Below are 23,243 nucleotides of genomic sequence, written 5' to 3' on the forward strand. Positions count from 1 at the left end.
GGGATGTCACGCCGGCTGTTGAGGCCGCGAAGCATAGGTGAACAGCACAATCGAAATTGTGGCGCACAGCGCAATGGTGGCAACCATCGGCCAGGCGCTGTTAATGCTGACTAATGAGAGCAGCGCGCCGACTAAAGCACCGACACCAAAACGCAGCGTTCCCGCCAGCGAGGAAGCGGTGCCCGCCATATGCGGAAACTCATCCAGAATCACCGCCATCGCATTCGACGACACCGTCGAGACGCAGCCAATAAACATCGCCACGCCAAACACCAGCGACAAGAAGCCTAAATCCAGCGCGCTGGAAATCAGCAGCCAAACGCCCATCGCGAACTGAATCAACAATCCCATGCGGAACATTTTCACCGGACCAAAACGGCGCACGGCGCGGCTGTTGATCAACGTCATCACGAACAGGAACACCACGTTCAGGCCAAAGTAATAGCCAAAGTTCTGCGGGGAAACGTGGTTCACTTCGATGTAGACAAACGGACCGGCGTTGAGGAAGGTGAATAATCCGGCAAAGGAGAAACCGCTTGCCAGCATGTAACTGAAGGCGCGCTTGTGGCGCACCAGCGCCACAAAGTTGCCCAGCGTGGTCCGCAGATGAAAGCGCTGGCGCTGTTCGGGCTTAAGCGTTTCACGAATTTGCGTCACCACCAGAACCGTGGTGATCAGCGCAGCGCCCGCCAGCGTCCAGAAAATGGCGTGCCAGTTCCACAGCAACAGCAGCCAGCCACCGATAATCGGTGCCAGCAGCGGCGCGATGGTGGTCACCAGCATCACGAATGACATCATGCGCGAGAAGTCCTCTTTCGAGTAGGTGTCGCGCATCAAGGCGTTGATCACCACGCTGGCAGCGGCGGCCGATAAGCCGTGCAGGAAGCGCATAAAGATCAGCTGATCGATGGTTTGTGACAGCGCGCAAGCCGCGGCGGCGCAGGCAAAAATTAGCGTTCCCAGCACAATCACCGGTTTACGTCCGTAGCTGTCTGCCAGTGGACCATAAACTAACTGGCCAATGGCGAAACCGAGGATGTAAAGGTTGAGCGTCATCTGCACACTGCCCGCTGAAACCGCAAACTCATGGGCGATTTGCGGCATGGCCGGCAGATACATATCGATAGAGAGCGGCATCAGCATTGCCAGCAATCCGAGGATGACCACTAAACCGACCGGTGAATTCTTTTCCTTGCGCACCGCGTTCTCCCGCTATTTACGTTGTTTGAGTTCTTCTGGCAGGCCGATGCTGTCGACCTCTTGCTGGGTCAGTTCACGATATTCACCTTCGCCGAGATCTTCATCCAGCTCGATGTCACCAATACGTTCGCGATGCAGCGCTGAGACATGGTTACCCATCGCCGCAAACATGCGTTTGACCTGATGGTAACGCCCTTCGCTGATAGTCAAACGGGCGGCTTTCTCATCGAGAATCTCTAGCACGGCCGGCTTGGTGAGCTCTTTTTCATTGTGCAGCTGTACACCCGCAGCGAACTTCTCAACCAGGACAGGATCGATTGGCTCCTCCACTTCCACCAGATAGGTTTTTTCCAGGTGATGCTTCGGTGAGGTAATGCGGTGTGACCATTGGCCATCGTCGGTCAGCAGCACCAAACCAGTGGTGTCGATATCCAGACGGCCCGCCGCATGCAGCTTGAACGCCGCGGGTTCTTCGATAAAGAACAGCACGGTGGGATGATCGGGATCGTCGGTTGAGCAGACGTAACCCTGCGGCTTATTCAGCATGAAATAGCGCGGTCCTTGCTGCACCACCAGCGGATTGCCGTCGTATTCGACTTCATCGTCTGGCTGTACTTTGTATGCCGCATCGCGCACAACTTCGCCGTTAATGGTGACTTTTTTGGCGCGGATTTCGCGTCCGGCGATAGCACGGCTAACTTCCAGTTGCTGAGATATGAATTTTTCGAGTCGCATGAATTCGCTTTGCCTGTTACTGCGGGGGAAACTGAAACGGTGTTTTTGTCCGTTAAGAAAGTGTGGGCAGTATAGCTTGATCCTTAGAGTGCTAACAGTAGTGAACCTGCGTTTAACTGGCTTTCATGGCATAATGCGCGTCCGTTCCAGAAAAAAGTTTGCCCCAATGTCATTCTCCCTGCGCCCATACCAACAAGAGGCGGTTGACGCCACCCTCAACCACTTTCGTCGCCATACCACGCCTGCGGTGATTGTGCTGCCGACCGGTGCGGGTAAGAGTCTGGTGATTGCTGAACTGGCGCGGCTAGCGCGTGGACGGGTATTGGTGCTGGCTCACGTCAAAGAGCTGGTGGAGCAGAATCACAGCAAATATCAGGCTTATGGACTTGAAGCAGACATCTTCGCCGCGGGTTTGCAGCGCAAGCAGAGCGAAAGCAAAGTGGTGTTTGGCAGCGTGCAGTCGGTGGCGCGCAATCTCAACCGCTTCGATAGCGCCTTTTCACTGGTGATCGTTGATGAGTGTCACCGCATCAGTGATAACGAAGAGAGCCAGTATCAGCTGCTGTTCGCCCACCTGCGGCAGCACAATCCGCAGTTGCGCCTGTTGGGTTTGACCGCCACGCCCTTCCGACTCGGCAAAGGCTGGATCTACCAGTTCCACTATCACGGCATGGTGCGCGGCGATGAAAAAGCGCTGTTCCGCGACTGCATTTATGAGCTGCCGCTGCGCTATATGATCAAACACGGCTTTCTGGTGCCGCCGGAGCGCTTAGATATGCCGGTGGTGCAGTACGATTTCAGCCGCCTGATCCCGCAAAATAATGGCCTGTTTAGCGAAGCCGATCTCAACCGCGAGCTGAAACAACAGCATCGCGTAACGCCGCATATTATTCGCCAGATTATTGAGTTTGCTGAAGATCGCCGTGGCGTGATGGTGTTTGCCTCCACCGTGGAACATGCCCGTGAAATCCTCACGCTGCTGCCTGAAAACAGCGCGCTGGTCTCGGCGGAAACGGCAGTAAAGGATCGTGACCGCTTGATTGGTGCATTTAAAGCGCAGCAGCTGAAGTTTCTGGTCAACGTTGCCGTTCTGACCACTGGCTTTGACGCGCCCCACGTGGATTTGATCGCCATTTTGCGCCCTACCGAATCCGTTAGCCTCTACCAGCAGATCGTCGGTCGCGGTTTACGCTTGTCACCCGGCAAAACCGATTGTCTGGTGCTGGATTACGCCGGTAATCCACACGATCTTTTCACCCCCGAAGTCGGCGCGCCGAAAGGGGCCAGCGACAATCAGCCGGTGCAGGTTTTTTGTCCCGCCTGCGGTTTCGCCAATACCTTCTGGGGCAAAACCACCGAAGATGGACACATCATCGAGCATTTTGGCCGCCGCTGTCAGGGCGTACTGGAAGATGATGAAGGCGAGCGCGAACAGTGTGATTATCGCTTTCGCTTCAAAAGCTGCCCGGATTGCGGCGCCGAGAATGACATCGCCGCGCGACGCTGCCATCAATGCGACAAAATTCTGGTCGATCCGGATGACATGCTGAAAGCGGCGCTGAAACTGAAAGATGCGCGCGTGTTGCGCTGCGCCGGCATGACGCTGGAGCAAGGACGCGATGATAAAGGCGAATGGCTGAAAGCCACCTATTTCGATGAAGATGGCACCAGCGTCAGCGAACGTTTTCGCCTGCAAACGCCGGCACAACGTAAAGCCTTTGAGCAGCTGTTTATGCGCCCGCATCAGCGCGCGCCGGGCGTGGAACTTGGCTGGCAAACCGCAGCGGATGTCATCGCCTTACAGCCTTTATTGCGTCATCCGGACTTTGTGGTGGCACGCGCAAAAGGCCATTTCTGGCAGATTCGCGAAAAAATGTTTGATTATCAGGGCCGTTATCGCCGTGCCAACGAACTGCGTTAAGCGGCGGAATCATTTGCCCCTGCAGCATCATTGGGGCTATAATGCCGCCCGCTTTTGCATCCGTAAAAGCAGTTTGAATAACCGTCCTGTTGCTGGGTCGCCTGTAGCAGGAACTATTGAAGAGACATCAAATGTTCACTATTAACGCTGAAGTACGTAAAGACCAGGGTAAGGGTGCGAGCCGCCGCCTGCGTGTAGCAAACAAATTCCCAGCCATCATCTATGGCGGAAATGAAGCACCAATTGCTATCGAACTCGACCACGATGCAGTGATGAACGTACAGGTTAAACCTGAGTTCTACAGCGAAGTGCTGACCATCGCGGTTGATGGCAAAGAAGTTAAAGTTAAAGCTCAGGCGGTACAGCGTCATCCGTTCAAGCCAAAACTTTTCCACATCGACTTCGTTCGCGCTTAATCGCTGAATGAGTTGAAGGTAGAAGGGCCGGTTGCGAAACCGGCCCTTTTATTTTAGGCATAAAAAATAACCCGATATCTTCCCTTCCTAAAAACCCCTGTCTTTCATTTCTCTCTGCTTTCGTTTATTTGAGACTGTTCTTTGCCATGAAGCTTTCACAAACCATGGAGAATGCCGTTTTAACATTTCTCCAGAATTTGTCTGCAAGGACTTCAAGTGAAAAAAATAACTGCCTTGGGCTATGGCATCATACTCATCTCATTTTCTGGCTATGCGGGCGTAATGCGTCATGACATTAACGTGCAAGAATACCGTGATTTTGCCGAAAATATGGGTAAATATCGTGTCGGCTTAAGCAATATTCCCATTTTTAAAAAAGATGGCGAGCTGAGTGGTTATCTTGATTTTGCCATGCCCGACCTTAGCAGTGTATCTCGTCGCGGGTTTGCCACATTAATTAATCCATCCTATGTAACCACCACACGGCACGTAACCGCTTTGGGTAGCGTTTATTTTGGCGGTCCTTCTGCTTATTCCACCCGTTATCTTTTTATTAACCGCAATCAATCCGCCGTTCAGGATAATATTCTGCCACGGTTAAACAAAGTTGTAACCGAAGTAGCGCCAATAGATTATGTGGAACGTAATGAGCTTCAGAAAGGACATGGCTCTCGGTATATTGCTTATGTGCGCGCGGGTGCTGGTGAAATGACACAGGTCACAAATGACCTCACTGAGAAAGAGCTCCTGGCCAGTGCCTATAAATGGTTAGCGGGTGGAACAATTAATATTGACACCATTACCTTCAACAAAGAAAAAAATGACGATTTCTATTGGATTCAATATGAACCTGGCCATCAATATTCATCCGCTTTATCAATATCAACCGGCGGCGGTGACAGTGGCAGCCCTATTTATGTCTACGACAATGTTGATAAAAAATGGAAACTTGCTGGTGTACATTATGGTGGTTATGGTAGCGCAACGCCTTATGGTCGCAAAGTTATCTCAACACGTTTTAATGAAGAATATTTTAATGGGATTATTGCCAACAATATCTCTCCCGATGTCACTGATTTTGCGAATAATGGCCCAATTTACTGGAATGCAGATAAGCTGGTCCAAGGTAGTAAAAACTGGGGTTGGCAAGGTTTAGACAACACATATCGTCATTTGGCGCCAGGCAAAGCCAGCCTTATTGAACTTGATGCAACCAAAGATATTCGCTTTAACGGCGCGGGCGGAGACATTATTCTTAATGAGGCCGTTAATCTGGGAGCAGGAAAACTACAGTTTTCTAATAACTACACCCTGAAATCTGCAGAGAATGTGGGCGCAACCTGGGTGGGCGGCGGCGTTGAAATCGATGAAGGGAAAAAAGTCATCTGGCAAGTGAATGGACTAAAAGATGATGATTTACACAAAATTGGCGGTGGCGTCTTACATATTAATGCTACAGGTGTCAATGAAGGCGGACTGAATATCGGCGATGGCACCGTTATTCTGGATCAACAAAAAGATGCGCAAGGAAATCGCCAGGCATTTTCTCGACTGTATTTAGCGAGCGGTCGGCCTACCGTTATTTTAGCGAGCGAAGACCAGGTTAATCCTGATAACATTTATTTTGGTTATCGTGGGGGGACATTGGATCTTAATGGTAATAATCTCATAATGCGAAAGATTAATCACACGGATAGCGGTGCGGCAGTGATCAATCAGAGTGAGTTAACCTCGGCCAGTCTAACGCTTACAGGGTACTCACGTAGCGATATCAACATTAACACCTGGAGCAGTGTCGACATTGGTAATATTGGTGATATTTATGAATATTATAATTCGAGAACGCAACGTAAAGAGTATTTTCAATTAAAAAAAGAGAAGTATTGGTACTTCCCCACAAATCAGCAGGACAATGAAGACTGGAAGTATCTGGGATATGATTTGGTTCAAGCCGTCGATTATCGACTATCACAGTTAAATGATTTAGTTTTCCGCGGAGACATTGGCACGCGCTCGTCGGATAAAAATAATGGTGCATTAGATGTGAATTTATCTCCGGAGAGTGGAAATACACATTTCGCACTGACCGGTAATATCCATTTAAATGGAAATATCAGCGTCAATAAGGGGATTCTTCTGCTGTCCGGGCAACCCGTTCCTCATGCCGGCGGCCTGATCATTGACAACGATTGGTACACTTCCTCTTTCACCGCCAATAACATTGTAGTCAATGACAATGCACGTTTACAGGTCGGTGAATACGCGCAGGTTAAAGCCGATATCCAGGCGGGCGACAACAGCCAGGTTATCCTTGGCTACCATCCCGACGCTGCTGATGAGCAGCAAATTTTACGCTGCACCTCGCCGGTGCAAAGCACTAAGGGCAGCTGCAAAGTTGCACAGCGAAACGCGGAAGAGTTGCGTTTCCTTCCCGCCAGCTCGGTTGAGGGCAATATCACGCTGGGCGATAACGCATTGCTTCATCTTGGCAAAGTCGATTACCACGGCCACATCAACGACAGTCACTCAGCGAGAGTCACCCTGAGCAGTGAAACATTCTGGAACATGAATGGTAACAGCCGCTTGCATCGGATGGATGCAGGTAAAGGCGGTATCATCTCGCTTCTTGCTGCAGATGAAATGGCCTGGACGCCGAAGCTGCTCTCTGTGGAACATCTGACGGCAAATCATCTGCAGCTTGGTTTCGGCATCGCGCCACAGTCCGCCATCAGCGACAGTTTATACATTGGATCCAGCGTGCAGGGCGGCAGCAACACCCTCGATCTTGGGTTTATGCTGGGTGAAACCTTCCCCAACCGCATCGCGAAAGAGATCGTGCTGGTGAACGCGCCCGCCGGAACCGCGCACGACTATTTCACGCTACCACCAGTCAAACGCGGTTTCTCGCTCTATACCGCTGATTATCAGGTTGTGGAAGAGAATGGTCGCGTGAAATGGATCATTGCCAAAACGCCGGATCCGGTGTTACCACCCGATCCGGTAATTGACCCCGATCCGGAGACTCATCCCGAACCCGACATTACGCCTGAACCGGAAGTTAAGCCTGAACCAGAAGTGAAACCTGAGCCCGAGATCACGCCAAATCCGGGTACTGCAGAAGACTGGTTTGAGATCATTGATAATCAGCCGCTGGTGCAGAGTACTCGCGCCCTGCTCGCTTCGCGCCACTACCTGTTCAGTGAAATCAGCAATATGCTGACCGATCGCGCTCAGCTACTGCGCGGTAACCATGAAAATAGCGGCGCATGGGCCAGCCTCAGCCAAAATCGCGGCAGAATGGATAGCGTAACGTTAAAAGACAGCAGGCTAGAGATCGGTGCCGATGCGCAAGCGGATGCCTGGCTTTATGGCGTGACCGCCAGTTACAGCCTGGGAAATGCCGGGGAAGAAGCCAGCATTAGCCATAAACTGAGCACTCTGGGCCTGTATGCGAGCGGAATGAGCGATGAAGGATGGTTTATGGATCTTGCTGCCAGCTACCTGCATCTGCGTCAGGACATTCACCTTGACCCGGTATTGGGAGTAAAAAGCACCTCAAAAACCAGCCATATGCTGGCAGGCAGTGCAAAATGGGGTAAATCCTACCCTCTGCTGGATGCGTCTTTCACGCTATCGCCTTACCTGAAAGCCAGCGCAGGCTATTTACCGGGATACACGCTGGAAAGCAGAGAGGCCAGCATTGCCCTGAGTTCAGCCATGCCGTGGGGACTCGCGCCGGGTATTGAAGTCAGCAAGCAGGGGCTCGGTACGCTGCTGCCACGCGTGCGATTCAACGCCACCGTTGAAAAACAATTTTCATCGGGCCGTTCTGGCTCTTCACTAACCCTTGAGGATCGCCACAGCCGGCGCATTTATGGCGCGCTGGACGACGATCGTTATCGGGTTCATCTGGGTTTAGAGGGGAAAATCAGCGACAACTGGTCAGCGAATATTGGCGCGAAGCATAGCTTTGGTGGCAAGTTCCGTACCGATTCTCTCATCAGCAGTGGCATAAACTATTCGTTCTAATAGAAAAGCCGGGCACTTTGGTGACCCGGCTTTTTTCATTTACTGCTGGTGCGGCGTTGCAGCTGATCGCGCAAATTCGGTGGCGTGCCTTTAATGGTCAGCGTGTCGGTGGTGGGATCCCAGAAGATGCGCTCGCCGAGCAGCATGGCATCAAAGTTCAGGGTTAATCCGCCGCCGCTGCCCGCAAACTTGGTCAACTGGCGCAAGGTGCTACGATCCGCAGGGAAAGTCTCTTCCAGCTCGTAACCTTGCTCCTGGGTAAAGGCCTGAAACGTTTTTTCTCCCAGCGGCGGTAATTCACTGGAGAGATCGTGCAGCGCAATCTCTTCGCCGGCCTGCAGCTGATCGTTACAGTAGCTGTAAACCTGCTGACGATAGTTCTGACGCTCGTTTTTATCGAGATCCGATTCGGCGCAGTAATCATCAACCGCTTGCAGCAGCCCACGGTTTTGCGCTTTGGTGTCCAGACCGACGCTAGCGCCAAGGAAATCCATGAAGAAATCCGCTACTTTACGCCCCACGCGACCGCGCAGGAAGGTCAGATAACGGGTGGATTCCGGGTTAGTTTCCCACTCGGTGAGATCGATACGCGCCACAATATCCGCATGATTGATATCGAGATAATGGGTGCTGCTGATATCCAGCTGCTCGTTAACGCGCATGCTCGACTGGCTGTTGAGAACCGCAATCAGCAAATATTCCACGGCCAGATAGCGATAGTGTAAAAACAGCACCACGCCGCCTTCCGCAAACGGATATTTGCTCAGTTCATCACGCAGACGTCCAGTTGCCGCACGGCTAAACGCCAGAAAGTCATCTTCCCCTTTGCGGCAGTTACGCAACGCATCGGCCAGTTCGCTATCTTCGTTAAACAGGCCGTAAGCTTTGCTTTTGGCGCTATAAACCCGGTGCAGCTCTTCTGCCATCTCTTCAACCGCGCGGGTTGCAGGCAGCAAGGTGTCGCGCAGTACCAGTTCAAGCTGGTTTTCATCACGTTTAACTAACTGATGCAGGGCAATCTGGTCGATATCCAGACTCATGGTAGACTCTCCTTTTAGCTCAGGCGCGTATTCAAACACCGCCCGCAGCCGCTTTCAACTGCCAGCACAAACTGATCGCTCTGCTTGCGATAAAATTGCGGAAAAAAATGCGTTGTTACGGTAATATACCGCCTTTTCACCCTTGATTAGACGACGATATGCCACAATCATCCCGTTACAGTGACGAACGCGTGGAAAAGCTCCTCGCAGAGATGGCGCAGATTCTTGAAAAAGACAAAGCGCCAACCGACCTTTCCCTGATGGTATTGGGTAACATGGTAACTAACTTGATCAATACCAGCGTTTCACCGGCTCAACGCCGCACACTGGCTCGATCTTTCGCGGATGCGTTGCAGTCATCCGTACGCGATGATAACGCTCATTAATATGCAGATTTGACCTCATAATATGGTAACCAACCGGCAGCGCTACCGTGAAAAAGTCTCCCAGATGATCAGCTGGGGGCATTGGTTTGCCCTGTTTAATATTATCTTCGCGTTAATTTTAGGCAGCCGCTACCTGTTGGTCGCCGACTGGCCCGCGTCACTCGCGGGACGTATCTATGCCTATACCAGCTGGATCGGTCATTTCAGTTTCATCGTCTTCGCCGGTTATCTGCTCATCATCTTCCCGCTCACTTTCGTGGTGATGTCACAGCGATTGCTTAGGGTGTTGTCGGCGATTGTCGCCACCGCCGGACTGACGCTGATTATGGTCGACAGCGCGGTGTTCAGCCGCTTCCACTTGCACCTCAATCCGGTGGTGTGGGAGCTGGTGATAAACCCTGATCAAAGCGAGATGGCGCGCGACTGGCAGCTGATGTTTATCAGCGTGCCGCTGATTTTCCTCGTCGAAATGCTGTTCGCGACCTGGAGCTGGCAAAAGCTGCGCAGCCTTAATCGGCGCTCGTTCGGCAAGCCGCTGGCTGCGCTGTTTATCAGCGCCTTCTTCGCCAGTCACCTGCTCTATATCTGGGCCGATGCCAATTTCTATCGCCCAATTACCATGCAGCGCGCCAACCTGCCGCTCTCCTATCCAATGACCGCGCGTCGCTTCCTTGAGCGTCACGGTTTGCTGGATGCGCAAGAGTATCAGCGCCGTCTGGTGCAACAGGGTGATCCGGAAGCGTTGTCAGTGCAGTATCCACTGAGTGACATTACCTTCCGCGATGGCGGTACGCGCCACAATCTGCTGGTGCTAACTGTTGATGGTCTGAACAACGCCACGGTGGAAAAAGCGCTGCCGTCGCTTCATCAATTCGCCAGTGAGAACGTGCGCTTCACCCAGCACTTCAGCGCGGGGCTACAGCCGGAAAAAGGGTTATTTGGCCTGTTCTACGGCATCTCTTCCAGCTATATGGATGGCGTGTTAGCGTCGCGTACGCCTTCCGTGCTGCTGAATGCGCTGAACGCGCAAGGCTATCAGTTTGGCTTGTTCTCATCGGACGGCTTCAGCCAACCGCTGTATCGTCAGGCTTTGTTAGCCGATTACTCGCTGCCGCAGGCCGATACCCAACCGAATAGCACCACGGTGACGCAGTGGCAGAACTGGCTCAATGGCCACAAATCAAACAATGCGCCGTGGTTCTCGTGGATTGCCCTTAACGGTGTGACGGTCAATGGCGACAACCTAAAAGCGCGCCAGCGTAGCTATACGCGTCAGGCAAGCGGTGTCGACGAGCAGATTAAGGCGGTGCTGCAAACCTTGCAGGATCGCGATTTGCTGAAAAATACCGTGGTGGTGATCACGGCGCAGCGTGCGGTCAATCTGGATAGCAACGATGACAATCCAGGCAATCGTGCGACGTTACAGGTGCCGCTGGTGGTGCATTGGCCGAATACGCCAGCGCAAACCATCGATCGCCTGACCGATCAGCAGGATGTGATGACCACGCTGATGCAGCGTTTACTGCACGTGCGCACTAATCCCGCTAACTTCTCGCAGGGTGAAGATCTGTTTGCCGCACAACGCAGCCACGATTGGGTGGCGAGCAGCGAAGATGGCAAGCTGGTAGTGACCACGCCAACCGTGACGCTGGTGCTGAATAACAATGGCAGCTACAGCGCTTACGATGCACAGGGTAACAAACTGAAAGATCATAAACCGCAGCTGGCGTTGTTGCTGCAGGTGCTGACGGAAGAGAAGCGTTTCGTCGCAAACTGATTAATTATGAGGCAGTTAAATGCGGCTCATATTGCAATCGTGCGTAGAAACAGTAATATTCTTCCACGTTCGGCACGTAGCGCAGCCTGGTAGCGCACGGTCATGGGGTGTCCGGGGTCGGAGGTTCAAATCCTCTCGTGCCGACCAAAATCCTTTCGAAAAAAGGGATTATCTTTCGAGATAATCCCTTTTTCATATCTGAATTTTCTCGCTTACCAGCTACCGTGGAATCCACCGCCCATCGCTGAACCGCCACCAATATGCGGCCCACCGCCTAAGCCGTGAGCGCTATTAGTGTTAGCAGCATTATTAGCACCATTACCGCTACCGCCAAAAGAATGTGATGAAGCCTTATCATTTTTGGAACCTTTGCCCGTATTAACCTGAAACGCGGGAACGTGCGGGACTGCAACTTGTACGGATGGATTAACAGCCGCAATAACTCCAGCCGTTGTAGTTTTAGTTATCCCGTTCACAGTGACGTTAACCAGTGTTGAAGGTTTCAGGCTGCTAACAGCGACGTTTATTGTTTGTGCTTGCTCAAGCTGATTGATATAGGCACGGTAAGAAGCACCGGTAATCTGAGGTTGTTTGGTTGGTACGGCTTGCGGGGTGAGCTGTTGCTTAACAGTCGGAACACTGTAGGAAGGAGTGAACTGTTCATTAGGTGCGATCTGTGGCGTTAACTGTGCTGTAGGAGTAGGCACACTGTAAGATGGTGTTTTATGTGGTGTTGCTTGCGGTACGGCTTGAGGCTGCATGTTCGGAACAGCCGTAGGGTTTTTAGTAGGCGTAGCGTATGGAGCCTGATTTACTGCAGGATGTGCAGAAATATCACCGTACCGGTCAGCTACAGCTTGGGCCTGATCAGCACGAGCTACGGCAGCCATGTTAGCGGCCCGATTCTGGCTAACAGTTTGAGCACTGTTCAAATCAGCATGGGCCTGAGCTCGTTCAGCACCAATAGCAGCGCCCATAGTATCCTGTGAATCGCCACGTACACCCGCCGAACCCTCTGGACGGTTGTTAATCGAATCGCCGTAGCGGTCTGTGTGGCTTACTGCTTCCTGTGCCTGAGATAAGCCAGCAGCCACGGTAGAAAATGAACTCATTACCAGTAAAGCAAGCATAGTATTTTTCATTTGTTAATTTCCGAATTGAAAATCTCGTCAGGGCTCGGTTTATTCGTAGCGAATAATAAGTTGACGTATTTATACACTTCTCAATTGTCGGAAATTTGATCTTAATCACACTAATATCTCTACTATAGAAACACTCCCATCACCCTTACTCACTTTGCCACCTAGCTAAGTGATGGAAACGCCCTAAGCATATGAGGTGTCCAAGGTCGGAAGTTCAAATCCTCCCGTGCCAACCAAAAGCCAAAAAAAGCAGCCTTAACGGCTGCTTTTTTATTGTTTCTAATTCGGTCTAAACAAATCGATTTCCGTGCTTATCTATCAACTTCTCACCATCCTCCTTTCTGAATTCGCCCTGCTGCGCATCGGGAAGAATATCGAGCACGGCTTCTGAAGGCCGGCACAAACGCGTTCCCAGCGGGGAGACAACAATCGGGCGGTTAATCAGGATGGGATAATTCAACATCGCCTCGATGAGTTGCTCATCACTTAAACGCTCTTCAGCCAAACCTAATTTTTCGTAGGGTTCGACATTTTTGCGTAATAAAGCGCGCGCATCGATCCCCATCGCGCTAATCAACGCCTTAAGCTGCTCACGATTTGGCGGAGTCTCAAGATAAAGAATAACGGTAGGTTCAACGCCGCTATTGCGTATTAACGCCAGCGTGTTGCGCGATGTGCCGCAAGCGGGATTGTGATAAATGGTGATGTCAGTCATGGTGCTCTCTTCCTAATGGGACAACGTTAGGCGCAAGGCCAACGCGCTAAGGGTGACGAGCAGCACGGGCAATGTCATCACGACACCCACGCGGAAGTAATAACCCCAGCTAATGTTGATGTTCTTCTGGTCGAGTACGTGCAGCCATAGCAACGTGGCGAGACTGCCAATCGGCGTAATTTTTGGCCCCAGGTCGCAACCAATAACATTGGCATAAATCATCGCTTCCTTTATCACGCCCTGCGCACTGCTGGCATCAATCGACAGCGCACCAATCAGCACCGTTGGCATATTATTCATTACTGAAGAAAGCAGCGCCGTCACCAAACCGGTACCCAAGGTGGCGGCCCATAAGCCGTGGCTGGCAATGAGGTTGAGTAAGTCGGTGAGATGTTGCGTCAGCCCGGCATTTTTAAGGCCATAAACTACCAGGTACATGCCGAGCGAAAAAATCACGATCTGCCAGGGCGCGCCGCGTAACACTTTACCGGTGTTAATCGCCTGACCTCTTTTGGCAACGATAAACAGAATTAACGCGCCCAGTGCGGCGATAGCACTGACTGGAATGCCCAGCGGCTCCAGCAGGAAAAATCCCACCAATAGCAACAACAGCACCAGCCAACCGGCTTTAAAGGTAGCGGGATCTTTTATGGCTTCATCTGGTAGTTTGAGGCGTGAAACCTCATAGCTGGCGGGAATGTCTTTGCGAAAGAAAAGGTGCAGCACTATCAGCGTGGTGATAATAGCGGCAATATCAACCGGAACCATCACCGCCGCGTAAGCGTTGAATCCCAATTTGAAGAAATCTGCGGAAACGATGTTAACCAGATTGGATACGATCAGCGGCAAACTCGCGGTATCGGCGATAAATCCTGCTGCCATGACGAAAGCCAGCGTTGCACCTTTACTAAAGCCCAGTGCCAGCAGCATTGCGATGACGATCGGCGTCAATATCAGAGCCGCACCATCATTGGCGAAAAGCGCGGCAACGCATGCACCGAGCAACACGATATAGGTGAAAAGCAGCCGCCCTCGCCCACTTCCCCAGCGCGCTACGTGCAAAGCGCACCACTCAAAAAAACCGGATTCGTCCAGCAACAGGCTGATGATAATGACGGCGATAAAAGCCGCTGTCGCATTCCAGACGATATGCCACACAGCGGGAATATCGTTTAACTGGATAACGCCGGTCACCAGCGCCAGTAAAGCCCCTATCGTTGCTGTCCAGCCAATGCTCAGGCCGCGCGGCTGCCAGATGACAAACACGATGGTCAAAACAAATATTGCGCCTGCCAGAAACATCACGCCTCCAATGCATTCGAATAATCGAATGTGTTTAATGATTATTCACAACCCGTAGCAGCGGCGTTCTTCAGCGACTCACGCACTTCCTCACGCTGGCTATTCCAGGCCGTATCGATAATCGATGCAGCCCAGGCCGGCATATGCGGAGAAAGGCGATAGTGTATCCACTTGCCTTCACGTCGATCCAGAATCAGCTCAGCATCGCGCAGCAAGGCAATGTGGCGTGAAATCTTTGGCTGTGATTGTTGGGTAACGGTGCAGAGATCGCAGACACACAGCTCTCCGGCCTCTCGTAATAATAAAACGATCGTCGTACGCGTTTTGTCGGCAAGCAGCTTGAAAAGTTGAACAGGAAGCATTGGGCCAGGTTCCAGTAAAAATCTATTATATATGGTAATTCATATGTGTTGGAAGTAAAGGCAGAATATAAAGTCTGGCGATTTCATATGTTTTCCATGCAATAAAGCATTCTCAGATTATCGCCAAAGAAATGCTGATTATTGGCTTTTAATCAGTAACTTACTGAATGCAACCCAATCCGAGCCAGATCACATTTCTGGATAAATATGACAGCGCTTCATCATATTGAAACAAAACTGTCACAGACTTCTCTTACTCTTAGGGCTCCTGTTTTTTCGATGGAAACCATTATGGTCATCAAAGCAAAAAACCTGCAGGATGCGGAAGAACTCCTGCACTCGGGTATCAATAAAGTTGAACTGGCTTACGATATCGGCAGCGACGATTTCTTCCGTCTCGCCTCGCGCTGGTGCGATCGCGGTGCGCGCATCACCAAAGGCCATCAGCACTTCGTGGTGCAGATTAAAGGCATGGCTATTCCGCCAAATAACTAAAAGTGGGCGAGCCCCTTTGGCTTGCTCTCCATCCGGCTGGCTGGTAAAACTACGTTTTCCGTCAGCCGTGATTTTTTATGTTCGCCTCTGAAACGCCGCTTGCTCTGCCCTCTTCCCCGTTTATCCGCGCTGCTGGCATGTCGCTGGATACATTGCCGATCGCCTGGTGCGAATTCGATCAACATCACTGGCATGCTGAATTGCATCTGGCGTGGCAACTGCCGCTGCCCGCGTCGCTACAGAGCGCGGTGACGAAACGCAAAGCCGAGCATCTGGCGAGTCGCTGGCTGGTGCAGCAAAACTTTGCGCACTTCGGTTTACCGCACTTTGTGTTGTGTAATGCGCCCGATCGTTCACCGTTGTGGCCCGCCGGCATTCAGGCGTCGCTGTCGCATACGCACAGCGTTGCGGTGATGGCTGCGACGCGCGAGCCACTGTGCGTGGGTGTGGATGTAGAGCAGATTATGGCGGAGGAAACCGCCGATGAAACCGCTGAGATGTTGATGAGCCCGGCGGAAAAACAGCGCCTGCTGGCGCGGCCTATGCCCTTTGCCCAAGCCGCTACACTGCTGTTTTCATTGAAAGAGAGTGTGTACAAAGCGCTGTGGCCGCAATTGCATCAGCCAATGGATTTTCTTCAGGCGGAAGTGCTGGAACTGGACGTGCAGCAAGGCCGCGCAACGCTGCGGTTGTGTCAGGATTTTGATGAGTATTTCACCACCAAAGCGCTGCTGCAGGCGCGTTTCTGGCTGGCTGGAGATCGCGTGATTACGCTGCTGACGCATCCGCTCCCGACAAAATAAAAAACCGGCTCAGAAATAAACCTGAGCCGGTGACAACACAAGACGACAGAAAAGTGTTCCAGGGACGCAGAAACGAGGATTTCTGCTGGGAGTAACTTTACTCACTCCGCAACTTCTTGCCCAATAAGGGTTTTTGCTAAGCTTTCCCGGCTGGCGTTAATGGCCGGTATCGGTACGTTGCACCGCATCCAGCGTTGCCATCTCGCGTTCGTTACCGGTTAACTCACTTAGTTGACCTTCGCGCATCTCCAGCAAGCGATCGGCGTGAATAAAGTAGTGATCGTCATGACTAATAGCGAATACCGTTTTACCCGATTCCTGTAACCATGGCAGCAGCTCACGATAGAAGATGCGACGGAAATGCGGATCCTGATCCGCCGCCCATTCGTCGAGCAACAGAATATCGCGCTCTTCGGCGGCTGCCAGCAGCAGCGCCAGACGTTTGCTCTGCCCTTTCGACAGTTGCAGATTAAGCACTCTGTTGCCTTCCAGCTTGAGCTTGTCCTGCATCTTCAGACGCTCCAGCCACTGCTGCACCAGCGCAGGATTGGCTGGCTGCCCTTGATCGCCGATGAGGCGATCAAACAGATGCACGTCGGTAAACACCGCCGAGAAATGTTTGCGATACGCATCGAGGTTTTGCCAATCCACCACCTTGCCATCCAGCAGCAAACTGCCCGATTGCGGCTGATAGAGGCCGGTGAGCAGCATCGCCAGCGTCGATTTTCCGCTGCCGTTGCCACCAATCAGGAACACCAGCTCGCCGCGGCGCAGCGTCAAATTGATCGGCCCAACCTGGAATCCGTGCTCGCCGTAGTGGAAGCAGACGTCGCGCAGCTCCAGCGTTTGCCAGTCGCTGACTTTTGGCAGCGCCTTGAACGTTTCTTCATAGGGCGCCAGTTCAAACCTGTTGAGCTTGCGAAACGCCACCTGCGCGCTGAGCAGCGTTGGCAAGGCGCCGACCGCCGCCAGCAGCGGTGTGCGCAGGAACAGCAGCGTCAGCGAATAAGTTGCCGCCACCGCCGTATTTGCCCAGCCCAGCCCGTTCGCCATAAAGAACACGATGCCAATCGCGCCGAGCATCATGATATTCGACCAGTTCACCGCGCTGAGGTGGAAGGTATCGGCGCGCACGATGTGGTGGCGATAGCTTTTGGCATTCTCCTGATAAACGCTGTCGTAAATAAGCTGCGCACGTTCGCGGTTAAGCTGCAGCTCTTTACGCCCTTCGATAATGGTCTGGAAATCGCGATACAGGTCATCTTCGATTTCACGCAGCTTAGCCATGTGCTGATAAACGCGTGATACCAGCAACCAGCCGCCAACCAGCGTCACCAGCAGCCACAGGCAGGTGATCAACAGCATTTTTGGCGAAAGCCAGGCGAGATAAAGCGCCGAACCGAGCGTAATAATGATGCCCTGAATCAGCTCGGGTAAACGCACGAAGGCGATGGTGATGGCGCGCACATCGCTGGTGAGACCGGCCAGCAGTTGGGCATTGCCAATCTGTTCGATGCGCTCCACGCGCGTATCAAGAATCCGTTTGATGAATTCGCCGCGCAGCCGCCAGACAAAGTGATGGCCGAGCATAGTCAGCGCCAGCTGGGAGCCGAGCGTCACCGCCATTAGCAGGAACAGCTGGCCAAGGAAACTCGGCAGCACCGAAATCGAAGTATTCACCGCGACGATCAGCTCATTATTGATATAGGCAATCAAACCAATACCAAGCACGGCGCTTAACAATGTAAGAAGAATGACGCCAATAAAAGGCCAGCGGTACTGGCGAAAAACGACTTGCAGCAATGCCATCAAAGGGTTCCAGCGGTCAATAAAGCAGCCTGCAGTTTAATGTCGCCTTGGCTGATAGCAAGAATAATTCTCATCTCAAATTTGCCTGAGTAAAATGTTTCTCGCCGCTCGTTTGGTAGCGGCGCGATTTATTGCGAAATGCTTGTCAGATAAGAAGGTATTTTGTTTTGAAAATGCATTATCTGTGCGGGCTCTGACACGTCTGCGCCTCTGGCAAATGAGCCCTTTTCAATAATAAGCACTGAAGTTGATGAGCAGGCCGGGGCCGCTTTTGGGCCGGCAATCCGCAGCGCTGAACGAAGCGAGGAAGCCAGGAGAGCCCGCAGGACGCGGGCGAAAGGCGGAGCCGGGACATGGAAGTCCCGTCTCCGCCGGTCCGTCAGGCAGACGAGCGAAGTGAAGGTACCGCGTAAGCGGCGCGAGGACCGCCGGACCAAAAGTGGCACCGGCCAGCGCCTTCATCAATGGCTTAACAACATGCATTCCAAATTAATTGCGCCGAGACGAAAATGCGCTAAAAAGCACGGCGGAAGGTCAGGTTGTAGCGGAACGCGCCTGCCTGCGGATGAATACCAGGTTTGAGCGGCAGAATGCCGTGATAACGCAGGCGCGATGGCCCGCCCCACACCACGATATCGCCATGTTCCAGCAGCACGCGCTGGGTAGCATCGCCGCGTTCGAAACCGCCGAACTGGAATACCGCAGGCAATCCCAGCGAAACCGACACAATCGGCTGGCGCAGATCCTTCTCATCTTTATCCTGATGCAGCGTCAGTTTTGCGCCGGGTTCATAGCGGTTAATCAGGCAGGCATCCGGGTTGAAACCGGCAAAGCCCGCTTCGCGCGCGGTTTGCTGCGCCAGCTCGCGGAACAGCGCGGGCATCGGCGGCCAATGGTGTCCGCTGTTGCTGTCTTGCTCGGTATATTGATAGCCGCGCGAATCGGTGGACCAGCCAAAATCACCACAGTTGGTCATCGCCACCGACATGCGATGGCCACCGGGCGTGATGCGATGGGCAAAGGGATTTTTCGCGGCGATATCGTGAATCGCCGCCAGCAGCGCGTCGGCCTGTTCGCGGGCACGACGTCGCAGAATCACCGCGCCATCCGCCAGCGGTTCCTGCCACGGCGCTTCGTCACTAAATAAATCCAGCATGTGCGCCTCCTTTATTGAGATGCCTGATCGATGAGGAAGGTTTTAAACTGCGGCGACATCCAGTGAGTAAAACCGTCGCCCTGCTTGCTGATCAAATAGACCGCCAGATGCTCTTTTAACGCCAACGCTTTAGCACGTTCGCTGCCGAGCACCATCAAACCGGTATCCCAGCCATCCGCTTCCAGCGCGGTGGTGGCTATCACCGTTGCCGACACCAGCTTGTGCTCAATCGGTCTTCCGGTAGTCGGATCGATGACGTGCGAAATGCGTTTGCCATCCAGTTCATAATAGTTGCGATAGCTGCCGGAGGTGCTAATGCCGTGTCCTTGCAGATCGACGCGCGCTTCCACCGCGTTTTCGCGATCGGTGGGTTTCTGGATCGCCACGCGCCACGGCTGCTGATTAGCATTGACGCCACGGCTCAATACCGCGCCGCCCACCGAAACCAAATAATCGGTGATGCCTTGCTGCTCCATCAGACGCGCCAGATGATCGGTGGCATAGCCTTCTCCCATGGTGGAGAGATCGACATACAAGCCGGGCAGATCTTTCTGCAGCCATTGACCGTTAACGCCCTGAATCACGCGCAGATGCTGCAAACCGGTCCGCGCTTTAGCAGCGGCGATTTCTGCCTCGCTGGGGGTATGCGCCGGTTGCTTCGTCGGGCCAAAACCCCACAGATTGACCAGCGGGCCCACGGTGATATCCATCGCACCCGACGTTTTATGCCCGATTCGCAGCGCTTCAGTGACGATGTCCGCCATGTCAGCGCTTACCGGCTGCGGTGCGTTGCCTTGATACTGATTAAAGTGCGACAGCACCGAATCGCTTTTCCACGTCGAGAGTTCGCCGTCATCGCGATCCAGCTGTTGCTGGATCAGCTGTTGCAACGCCGCTTTACGCTGCGGATCAACGCCGGCGACGCTGACGCGCCACACGGTGCCCATGGTTTTGCCTTCCAGCACCATCGCGGGTTGGCTGCTGTTTTTTTCGCAACCGCTGAGTCCTAATGCCAGCAGGCTAATTAGCAGAATGTTCTGAAAACGCATCAATTCCTCATCTGTAACCCATTACTACAGCCAATTACAAAGCATAACTCGCTTGTAAAGCAGTCTAAAGCTGCTTGATGTTCGATAAACGCTGACACAGGATAACCGGTTCCTGCAACGTTATGCCTACAGGAGCATCAGATGATTTATATAATTATTGCCGTAACCGCCGGGCTGTTTTTTTATGGCAGTTTCAAATGTTGGCAGACGTACCGCCATCGCCTGATTCAGCACTATCCTGCACGCCGACGTTAAATTATTGCACCAGAAAATCACCCTTCTGCACCGCTTCAGCGCTGGCGCAGTGTAGCAAAGTCGCTGCAAGCCGCGTGGCGCTGAGAGCGGTGCGCTGGCATGAATGCTGCATTGTTGAAGATGAGTTGAACTTCAGCGAGGTGCAGAATGGAAAATAGCAAAACACAAAACAGTAAATGGCAGCACTGGCTGAGCTTCTCGGCCTTTACGCTGGCGGGCGTCGCGATGGAAGGTAGCCTGAGCGCCATCACCAACCCGCCGCCGCAACCGGCGCCCAAAGCCAAAAAATGGCGCGGTATGCAGTAACCGCTACAGTCCCAACTCACTCAGGCCCGGATGATCGTCCGGGCGCGTGCCGGCTGGCCAGTGGAACAGACGCTGATCTGCGCTGATCGGCAGATCGTTGATGCAGGCGAATCGCTGAATCATCAAACCATCGGCACCAAAGTGCCAGTTCTCATTGCCATAGCTGCGAAACCAGTTACCGCTGTCATCATGCCATTCATAGGCAAAGCGTACCGCCAGCTTATCTTCATGCCACGCCCATAGCTCTTTGATCAGTCGATAATCCAACTCTTTGATCCACTTACGCTGCAGGAAGGTCACGACTTCTGCGCGTCCATTGACGAATTCACTGCGATTGCGCCAGCGCGTATCTTCGCTGTACACCCGCGAAACACGCTGCGCATCGCAGCTGTTCCAGGCATCTTCCGCCATGCGGACTTTCTGTAATGCGGTTTGTTGATTGAACGGTGGCACCAGCATGTTATTTCTCCCTATTATGTAGACAGGTCTGTCTACTTGATTCATCCTGCCGTATGTAGACAATTCTGTCTACATGCAAACACAGGAATTTTTATGCTTGAGCCTCTGATCTTTGATGCCACCGCCTCCGCGCGCGATCGTATATTGCTATGCGCGCAGCAGCTGTTTTACCAACAAGGCATTCGCGCCACCGGTGTGGATAAGGTGATTGCGCAAGCAGGCGTGACCAAAGTGACTTTCTATCGTCACTTTCCGGCGAAGAATGCGCTGGTGCTGGCGTTTTTACAGCAGCGCCATCAGCGCTGGATGCTGGCGTTTCGCCATGCGCTGAATCAGCATGCGGCATTGATCGATGCGCTGCCCGCGGCGTTACTGAGCTGGTTCAGGGATGACGATTATCGCGGCTGTGCGTTTATCAATACCGCTGCGGAGCTGGGCGACACGTTAGCAGAAGCCAGCGAACTGATTCGTCAACATAAGCGTGAGATGGCGCAGGCGATCAGCGACAAGTTGATGCCCGATCAGCAGGTCAAAACGGCGCAGATTGTGTTGCTGGTTGAGGGCGCGATTGTGCAGGTACAGATTGGCGAGGAGGCGGAACGGGTGGTCGACGTGCTGCGTGCCGCGCTGGATGCGCTGCTGAAAACGGGAGCGTGACCGGCAAGTCACGCTCCATCACCCTTAGAACTGGTAAACCAAGCCCAGTGCTACGACGTCATCGGTATTGATACCGGCTGCGTCGGTGAAGTTGTTGTCGTCCAGCAGGTTGATCTGGTAATCAACGTAGGTCGACATGTTTTTGTTGAAGTAGTAAGTTGCGCCTACATCAATGTATTTCTTCAGGTTCTGGCTGCCGTAACCTTCGATGTCAGAGCCGCGAGAAGAGACAAACGCCAGAGATGGACGCAGGCCGAAGTCGAACTGGTACTGTGCCACCAATTCCCAGTTATCCGCTTTGTTGGCGTAACCGTAAACGGTGCCGCTATCGCTGGCGCCGAAACGCGTTGCGTTGTATGAACGGCTGTACATTGCGGCCAGGTAAACGTTGTTAGCGTCATACTTCAGCGCGCCGCTGTAAGCTTCGGCTTTATCACCGCGACCCAGGATGTTGGCAGTACGTGGATTGTTACCGTTCTGGTTATTGGTACGGTCAGACTGGAACATCGCTGCACCAATACCGAAACCTGAACCCAGATCGTAAGTGGTGCTCAGACCGTAGCCGTCACCGTTCTCGCCCAACACATCACGACCAGAGCCAGTAGATTCGGTTGGGTTATCGTTTTTGCCTTGATACTGAACCGCGAAGTTCCAGCCATCCACTAAACCGAAGAAGTTGGTATTACGATAGGTAGCGAGGCCGTTGCTGCGCTGGAACAGGAAGTTGTCCGCGCCGTAGGTATCGCCACCGAACTCTGGCAGAACGTCAGTCCATGCGCCGAGATCGTACATCACGCCGTAGTTACGGCCGTAATCGAATGAACCTGCATCACCAAATTTCAGACCGGCAAAACCAACACGCGTATAGCTGTTCGCGGTGCCTTCGCTTTCTGCGGTGTTCAGTGCAGCCTGGTATTCCCACTGGCCGTAACCGGTCAGCTGATCGGTCACCTGAGTTTCACCTTTGAAGCCAAAACGCAGGTAAGACTGGTCACCGTCTGAGCCAGAGTTGTCAGAGAAATAATGCAGACCGTCCACTTTTCCGTAGAGGTCTAATTTGTTGCCATCTTTATTGTAAATTTCAGCTGCGCTTGCTGATCCTGCCACCAGCAATGCAGGAATCATCAGGGAGAGAACGCGACGTTTCATTTTTATTACCCTCTTTAATGTGCCTTTATTTTTGCCACTGCGAACTGAATGATTAAAAATTCAGCCGGCAAGCCATTGTT

21 protein-coding genes and 1 tRNA gene are annotated in these 23,243 nt (G+C 52.7%); 10 read left to right on the plus strand and 12 right to left on the minus strand.

Going from position 1 to position 23,243, the window contains the following annotated elements:
• Positions 1 to 6: 6 nt before the first annotated feature.
• Positions 7 to 1,200 carry a Bcr/CflA family multidrug efflux MFS transporter gene (locus tag P6287_RS12815; RefSeq protein ID WP_137386172.1) on the minus strand — a complete coding sequence of 398 codons (1,194 nt, stop codon included), beginning with the start codon at positions 1,198 to 1,200 and terminating at the stop codon, positions 7 to 9.
• A 12-nt stretch (positions 1,201 to 1,212) separates the two neighbouring features.
• The gene (rsuA, locus tag P6287_RS12820) at positions 1,213 to 1,935 is read right to left on the minus strand and encodes a 16S rRNA pseudouridine(516) synthase RsuA (protein WP_101763690.1); all 723 of its coding nucleotides are present in this window, start codon (positions 1,933 to 1,935) and stop codon (positions 1,213 to 1,215) included.
• 166 nt (positions 1,936 to 2,101) lie between these two features.
• Between rsuA and P6287_RS12825 the strand changes: the two genes are divergently transcribed.
• The 3 genes from P6287_RS12825 (at position 2,102) to P6287_RS12835 (ending at position 8,301) form a co-directional block, all read left to right on the plus strand.
• On the plus strand, positions 2,102 to 3,856 hold the full coding sequence (locus tag P6287_RS12825) for a DEAD/DEAH box helicase family protein (protein ID WP_101763689.1): 1,755 nt from the start codon (positions 2,102 to 2,104) through the stop codon (positions 3,854 to 3,856).
• A 131-nt stretch (positions 3,857 to 3,987) separates the two neighbouring features.
• The gene (rplY, locus tag P6287_RS12830) at positions 3,988 to 4,272 is read left to right on the plus strand and encodes a 50S ribosomal protein L25 (protein ID WP_101763688.1); all 285 of its coding nucleotides are present in this window, start codon (positions 3,988 to 3,990) and stop codon (positions 4,270 to 4,272) included.
• Positions 4,273 to 4,488: 216 nt separating this feature from the next.
• Positions 4,489 to 8,301: a S6 family peptidase gene (locus P6287_RS12835; protein WP_277973822.1), complete on the plus strand. Its 3,813-nt coding sequence runs from the start codon at positions 4,489 to 4,491 to the stop codon at positions 8,299 to 8,301.
• Between the two features lie 35 nt (positions 8,302 to 8,336).
• Here the strand turns inward: P6287_RS12835 and yejK are convergent, their stop codons facing one another.
• The gene (gene yejK, locus P6287_RS12840; RefSeq protein WP_101763686.1) at positions 8,337 to 9,341 is read right to left on the minus strand and encodes a nucleoid-associated protein YejK; all 1,005 of its coding nucleotides are present in this window, start codon (positions 9,339 to 9,341) and stop codon (positions 8,337 to 8,339) included.
• Between the two features lie 158 nt (positions 9,342 to 9,499).
• On the opposite strand from yejK, the gene P6287_RS12845 reads away from it, so the two are divergent.
• The 3 genes from P6287_RS12845 to P6287_RS12855 all read left to right on the plus strand — a co-directional run bounded on the left by P6287_RS12845 (position 9,500) and on the right by P6287_RS12855 (position 11,651).
• Complete coding sequence (locus P6287_RS12845) at positions 9,500 to 9,727, plus strand: YejL family protein (RefSeq protein ID WP_036648480.1); 228 nt, start codon at positions 9,500 to 9,502, stop codon at positions 9,725 to 9,727.
• A gap of 22 nt (positions 9,728 to 9,749) precedes the next feature.
• Positions 9,750 to 11,504 carry an LPS biosynthesis-modulating metalloenzyme YejM gene (yejM, locus tag P6287_RS12850; protein WP_101763685.1) on the plus strand — a complete coding sequence of 585 codons (1,755 nt, stop codon included), beginning with the start codon at positions 9,750 to 9,752 and terminating at the stop codon, positions 11,502 to 11,504.
• 70 nt (positions 11,505 to 11,574) lie between these two features.
• Positions 11,575 to 11,651 (plus strand) — tRNA-Pro (locus P6287_RS12855).
• A 65-nt stretch (positions 11,652 to 11,716) separates the two neighbouring features.
• Here the strand turns inward: P6287_RS12855 and P6287_RS12860 are convergent.
• The 4 genes from P6287_RS12860 to P6287_RS12875 form a co-directional block, all read right to left on the minus strand.
• A complete protein-coding gene (locus P6287_RS12860) occupies positions 11,717 to 12,646 on the minus strand; it encodes a hypothetical protein (RefSeq protein WP_277973823.1) in 930 nt (309 codons plus the stop codon).
• Between the two features lie 289 nt (positions 12,647 to 12,935).
• Entirely contained in the window at positions 12,936 to 13,361 is a 426-nt protein-coding gene (gene arsC / locus P6287_RS12865; RefSeq protein WP_277973824.1) for a glutaredoxin-dependent arsenate reductase, read from the minus strand.
• 12 nt (positions 13,362 to 13,373) lie between these two features.
• The gene (locus tag P6287_RS12870; protein ID WP_277973825.1) at positions 13,374 to 14,663 is read right to left on the minus strand and encodes an arsenic transporter; all 1,290 of its coding nucleotides are present in this window, start codon (positions 14,661 to 14,663) and stop codon (positions 13,374 to 13,376) included.
• Between the two features lie 41 nt (positions 14,664 to 14,704).
• On the minus strand, positions 14,705 to 15,025 hold the full coding sequence (locus P6287_RS12875; RefSeq protein WP_277973826.1) for a metalloregulator ArsR/SmtB family transcription factor: 321 nt from the start codon (positions 15,023 to 15,025) through the stop codon (positions 14,705 to 14,707).
• A gap of 291 nt (positions 15,026 to 15,316) precedes the next feature.
• Here P6287_RS12875 and P6287_RS12880 point away from each other — a divergent pair, with 291 nt between their 5' ends.
• Both P6287_RS12880 and P6287_RS12885 read left to right on the plus strand, forming a co-directional pair.
• The gene (locus P6287_RS12880) at positions 15,317 to 15,520 is read left to right on the plus strand and encodes a hypothetical protein (protein ID WP_008105079.1); all 204 of its coding nucleotides are present in this window, start codon (positions 15,317 to 15,319) and stop codon (positions 15,518 to 15,520) included.
• Positions 15,521 to 15,597: 77 nt separating this feature from the next.
• Positions 15,598 to 16,323 (plus strand): 4'-phosphopantetheinyl transferase superfamily protein, encoded by a 726-nt coding sequence (locus P6287_RS12885; protein WP_277973827.1) that lies wholly within the window; start codon positions 15,598 to 15,600, stop codon positions 16,321 to 16,323.
• 156 nt (positions 16,324 to 16,479) lie between these two features.
• Here P6287_RS12885 and P6287_RS12890 read toward each other — a convergent pair whose 3' ends face one another.
• From P6287_RS12890 to apbE, 3 genes are all read right to left on the minus strand, one after another.
• Complete coding sequence (locus P6287_RS12890) at positions 16,480 to 18,132, minus strand: multidrug ABC transporter permease/ATP-binding protein (RefSeq protein ID WP_277973828.1); 1,653 nt, start codon at positions 18,130 to 18,132, stop codon at positions 16,480 to 16,482.
• A gap of 514 nt (positions 18,133 to 18,646) precedes the next feature.
• Positions 18,647 to 19,288 carry a DNA oxidative demethylase AlkB gene (gene alkB, locus P6287_RS12895; RefSeq protein ID WP_192411484.1) on the minus strand — a complete coding sequence of 214 codons (642 nt, stop codon included), beginning with the start codon at positions 19,286 to 19,288 and terminating at the stop codon, positions 18,647 to 18,649.
• 11 nt (positions 19,289 to 19,299) lie between these two features.
• Entirely contained in the window at positions 19,300 to 20,337 is a 1,038-nt protein-coding gene (apbE, locus tag P6287_RS12900) for an FAD:protein FMN transferase ApbE (RefSeq protein WP_277973829.1), read from the minus strand.
• 402 nt (positions 20,338 to 20,739) lie between these two features.
• Here apbE and P6287_RS12905 point away from each other — a divergent pair, with 402 nt between their 5' ends.
• The gene (locus P6287_RS12905; RefSeq protein ID WP_168197464.1) at positions 20,740 to 20,898 is read left to right on the plus strand and encodes a hypothetical protein; all 159 of its coding nucleotides are present in this window, start codon (positions 20,740 to 20,742) and stop codon (positions 20,896 to 20,898) included.
• A 3-nt stretch (positions 20,899 to 20,901) separates the two neighbouring features.
• On the opposite strand, the gene P6287_RS12910 is transcribed toward P6287_RS12905, so the two are convergent.
• Complete coding sequence (locus P6287_RS12910; RefSeq protein WP_217548719.1) at positions 20,902 to 21,357, minus strand: nuclear transport factor 2 family protein; 456 nt, start codon at positions 21,355 to 21,357, stop codon at positions 20,902 to 20,904.
• A 93-nt stretch (positions 21,358 to 21,450) separates the two neighbouring features.
• Here P6287_RS12910 and P6287_RS12915 point away from each other — a divergent pair, with 93 nt between their 5' ends.
• Positions 21,451 to 22,014, plus strand: coding sequence for a TetR/AcrR family transcriptional regulator (locus P6287_RS12915; protein WP_192233291.1), 564 nt, complete (start codon positions 21,451 to 21,453; stop codon positions 22,012 to 22,014).
• Between the two features lie 24 nt (positions 22,015 to 22,038).
• Here the strand turns inward: P6287_RS12915 and ompC are convergent, their stop codons facing one another.
• Positions 22,039 to 23,163, minus strand: a complete 1,125-nt coding sequence (ompC, locus tag P6287_RS12920) for a porin OmpC (protein WP_101763675.1) — start codon at positions 23,161 to 23,163, stop codon at positions 22,039 to 22,041.
• Between the last annotated feature and the right edge of the window lie 80 nt (positions 23,164 to 23,243).

The sequence above is a fragment of the Pantoea sp. X85 genome, from assembly GCF_029623675.1.
GTDB classification, from domain to species: domain Bacteria; phylum Pseudomonadota; class Gammaproteobacteria; order Enterobacterales; family Enterobacteriaceae; genus Pantoea; species Pantoea leporis.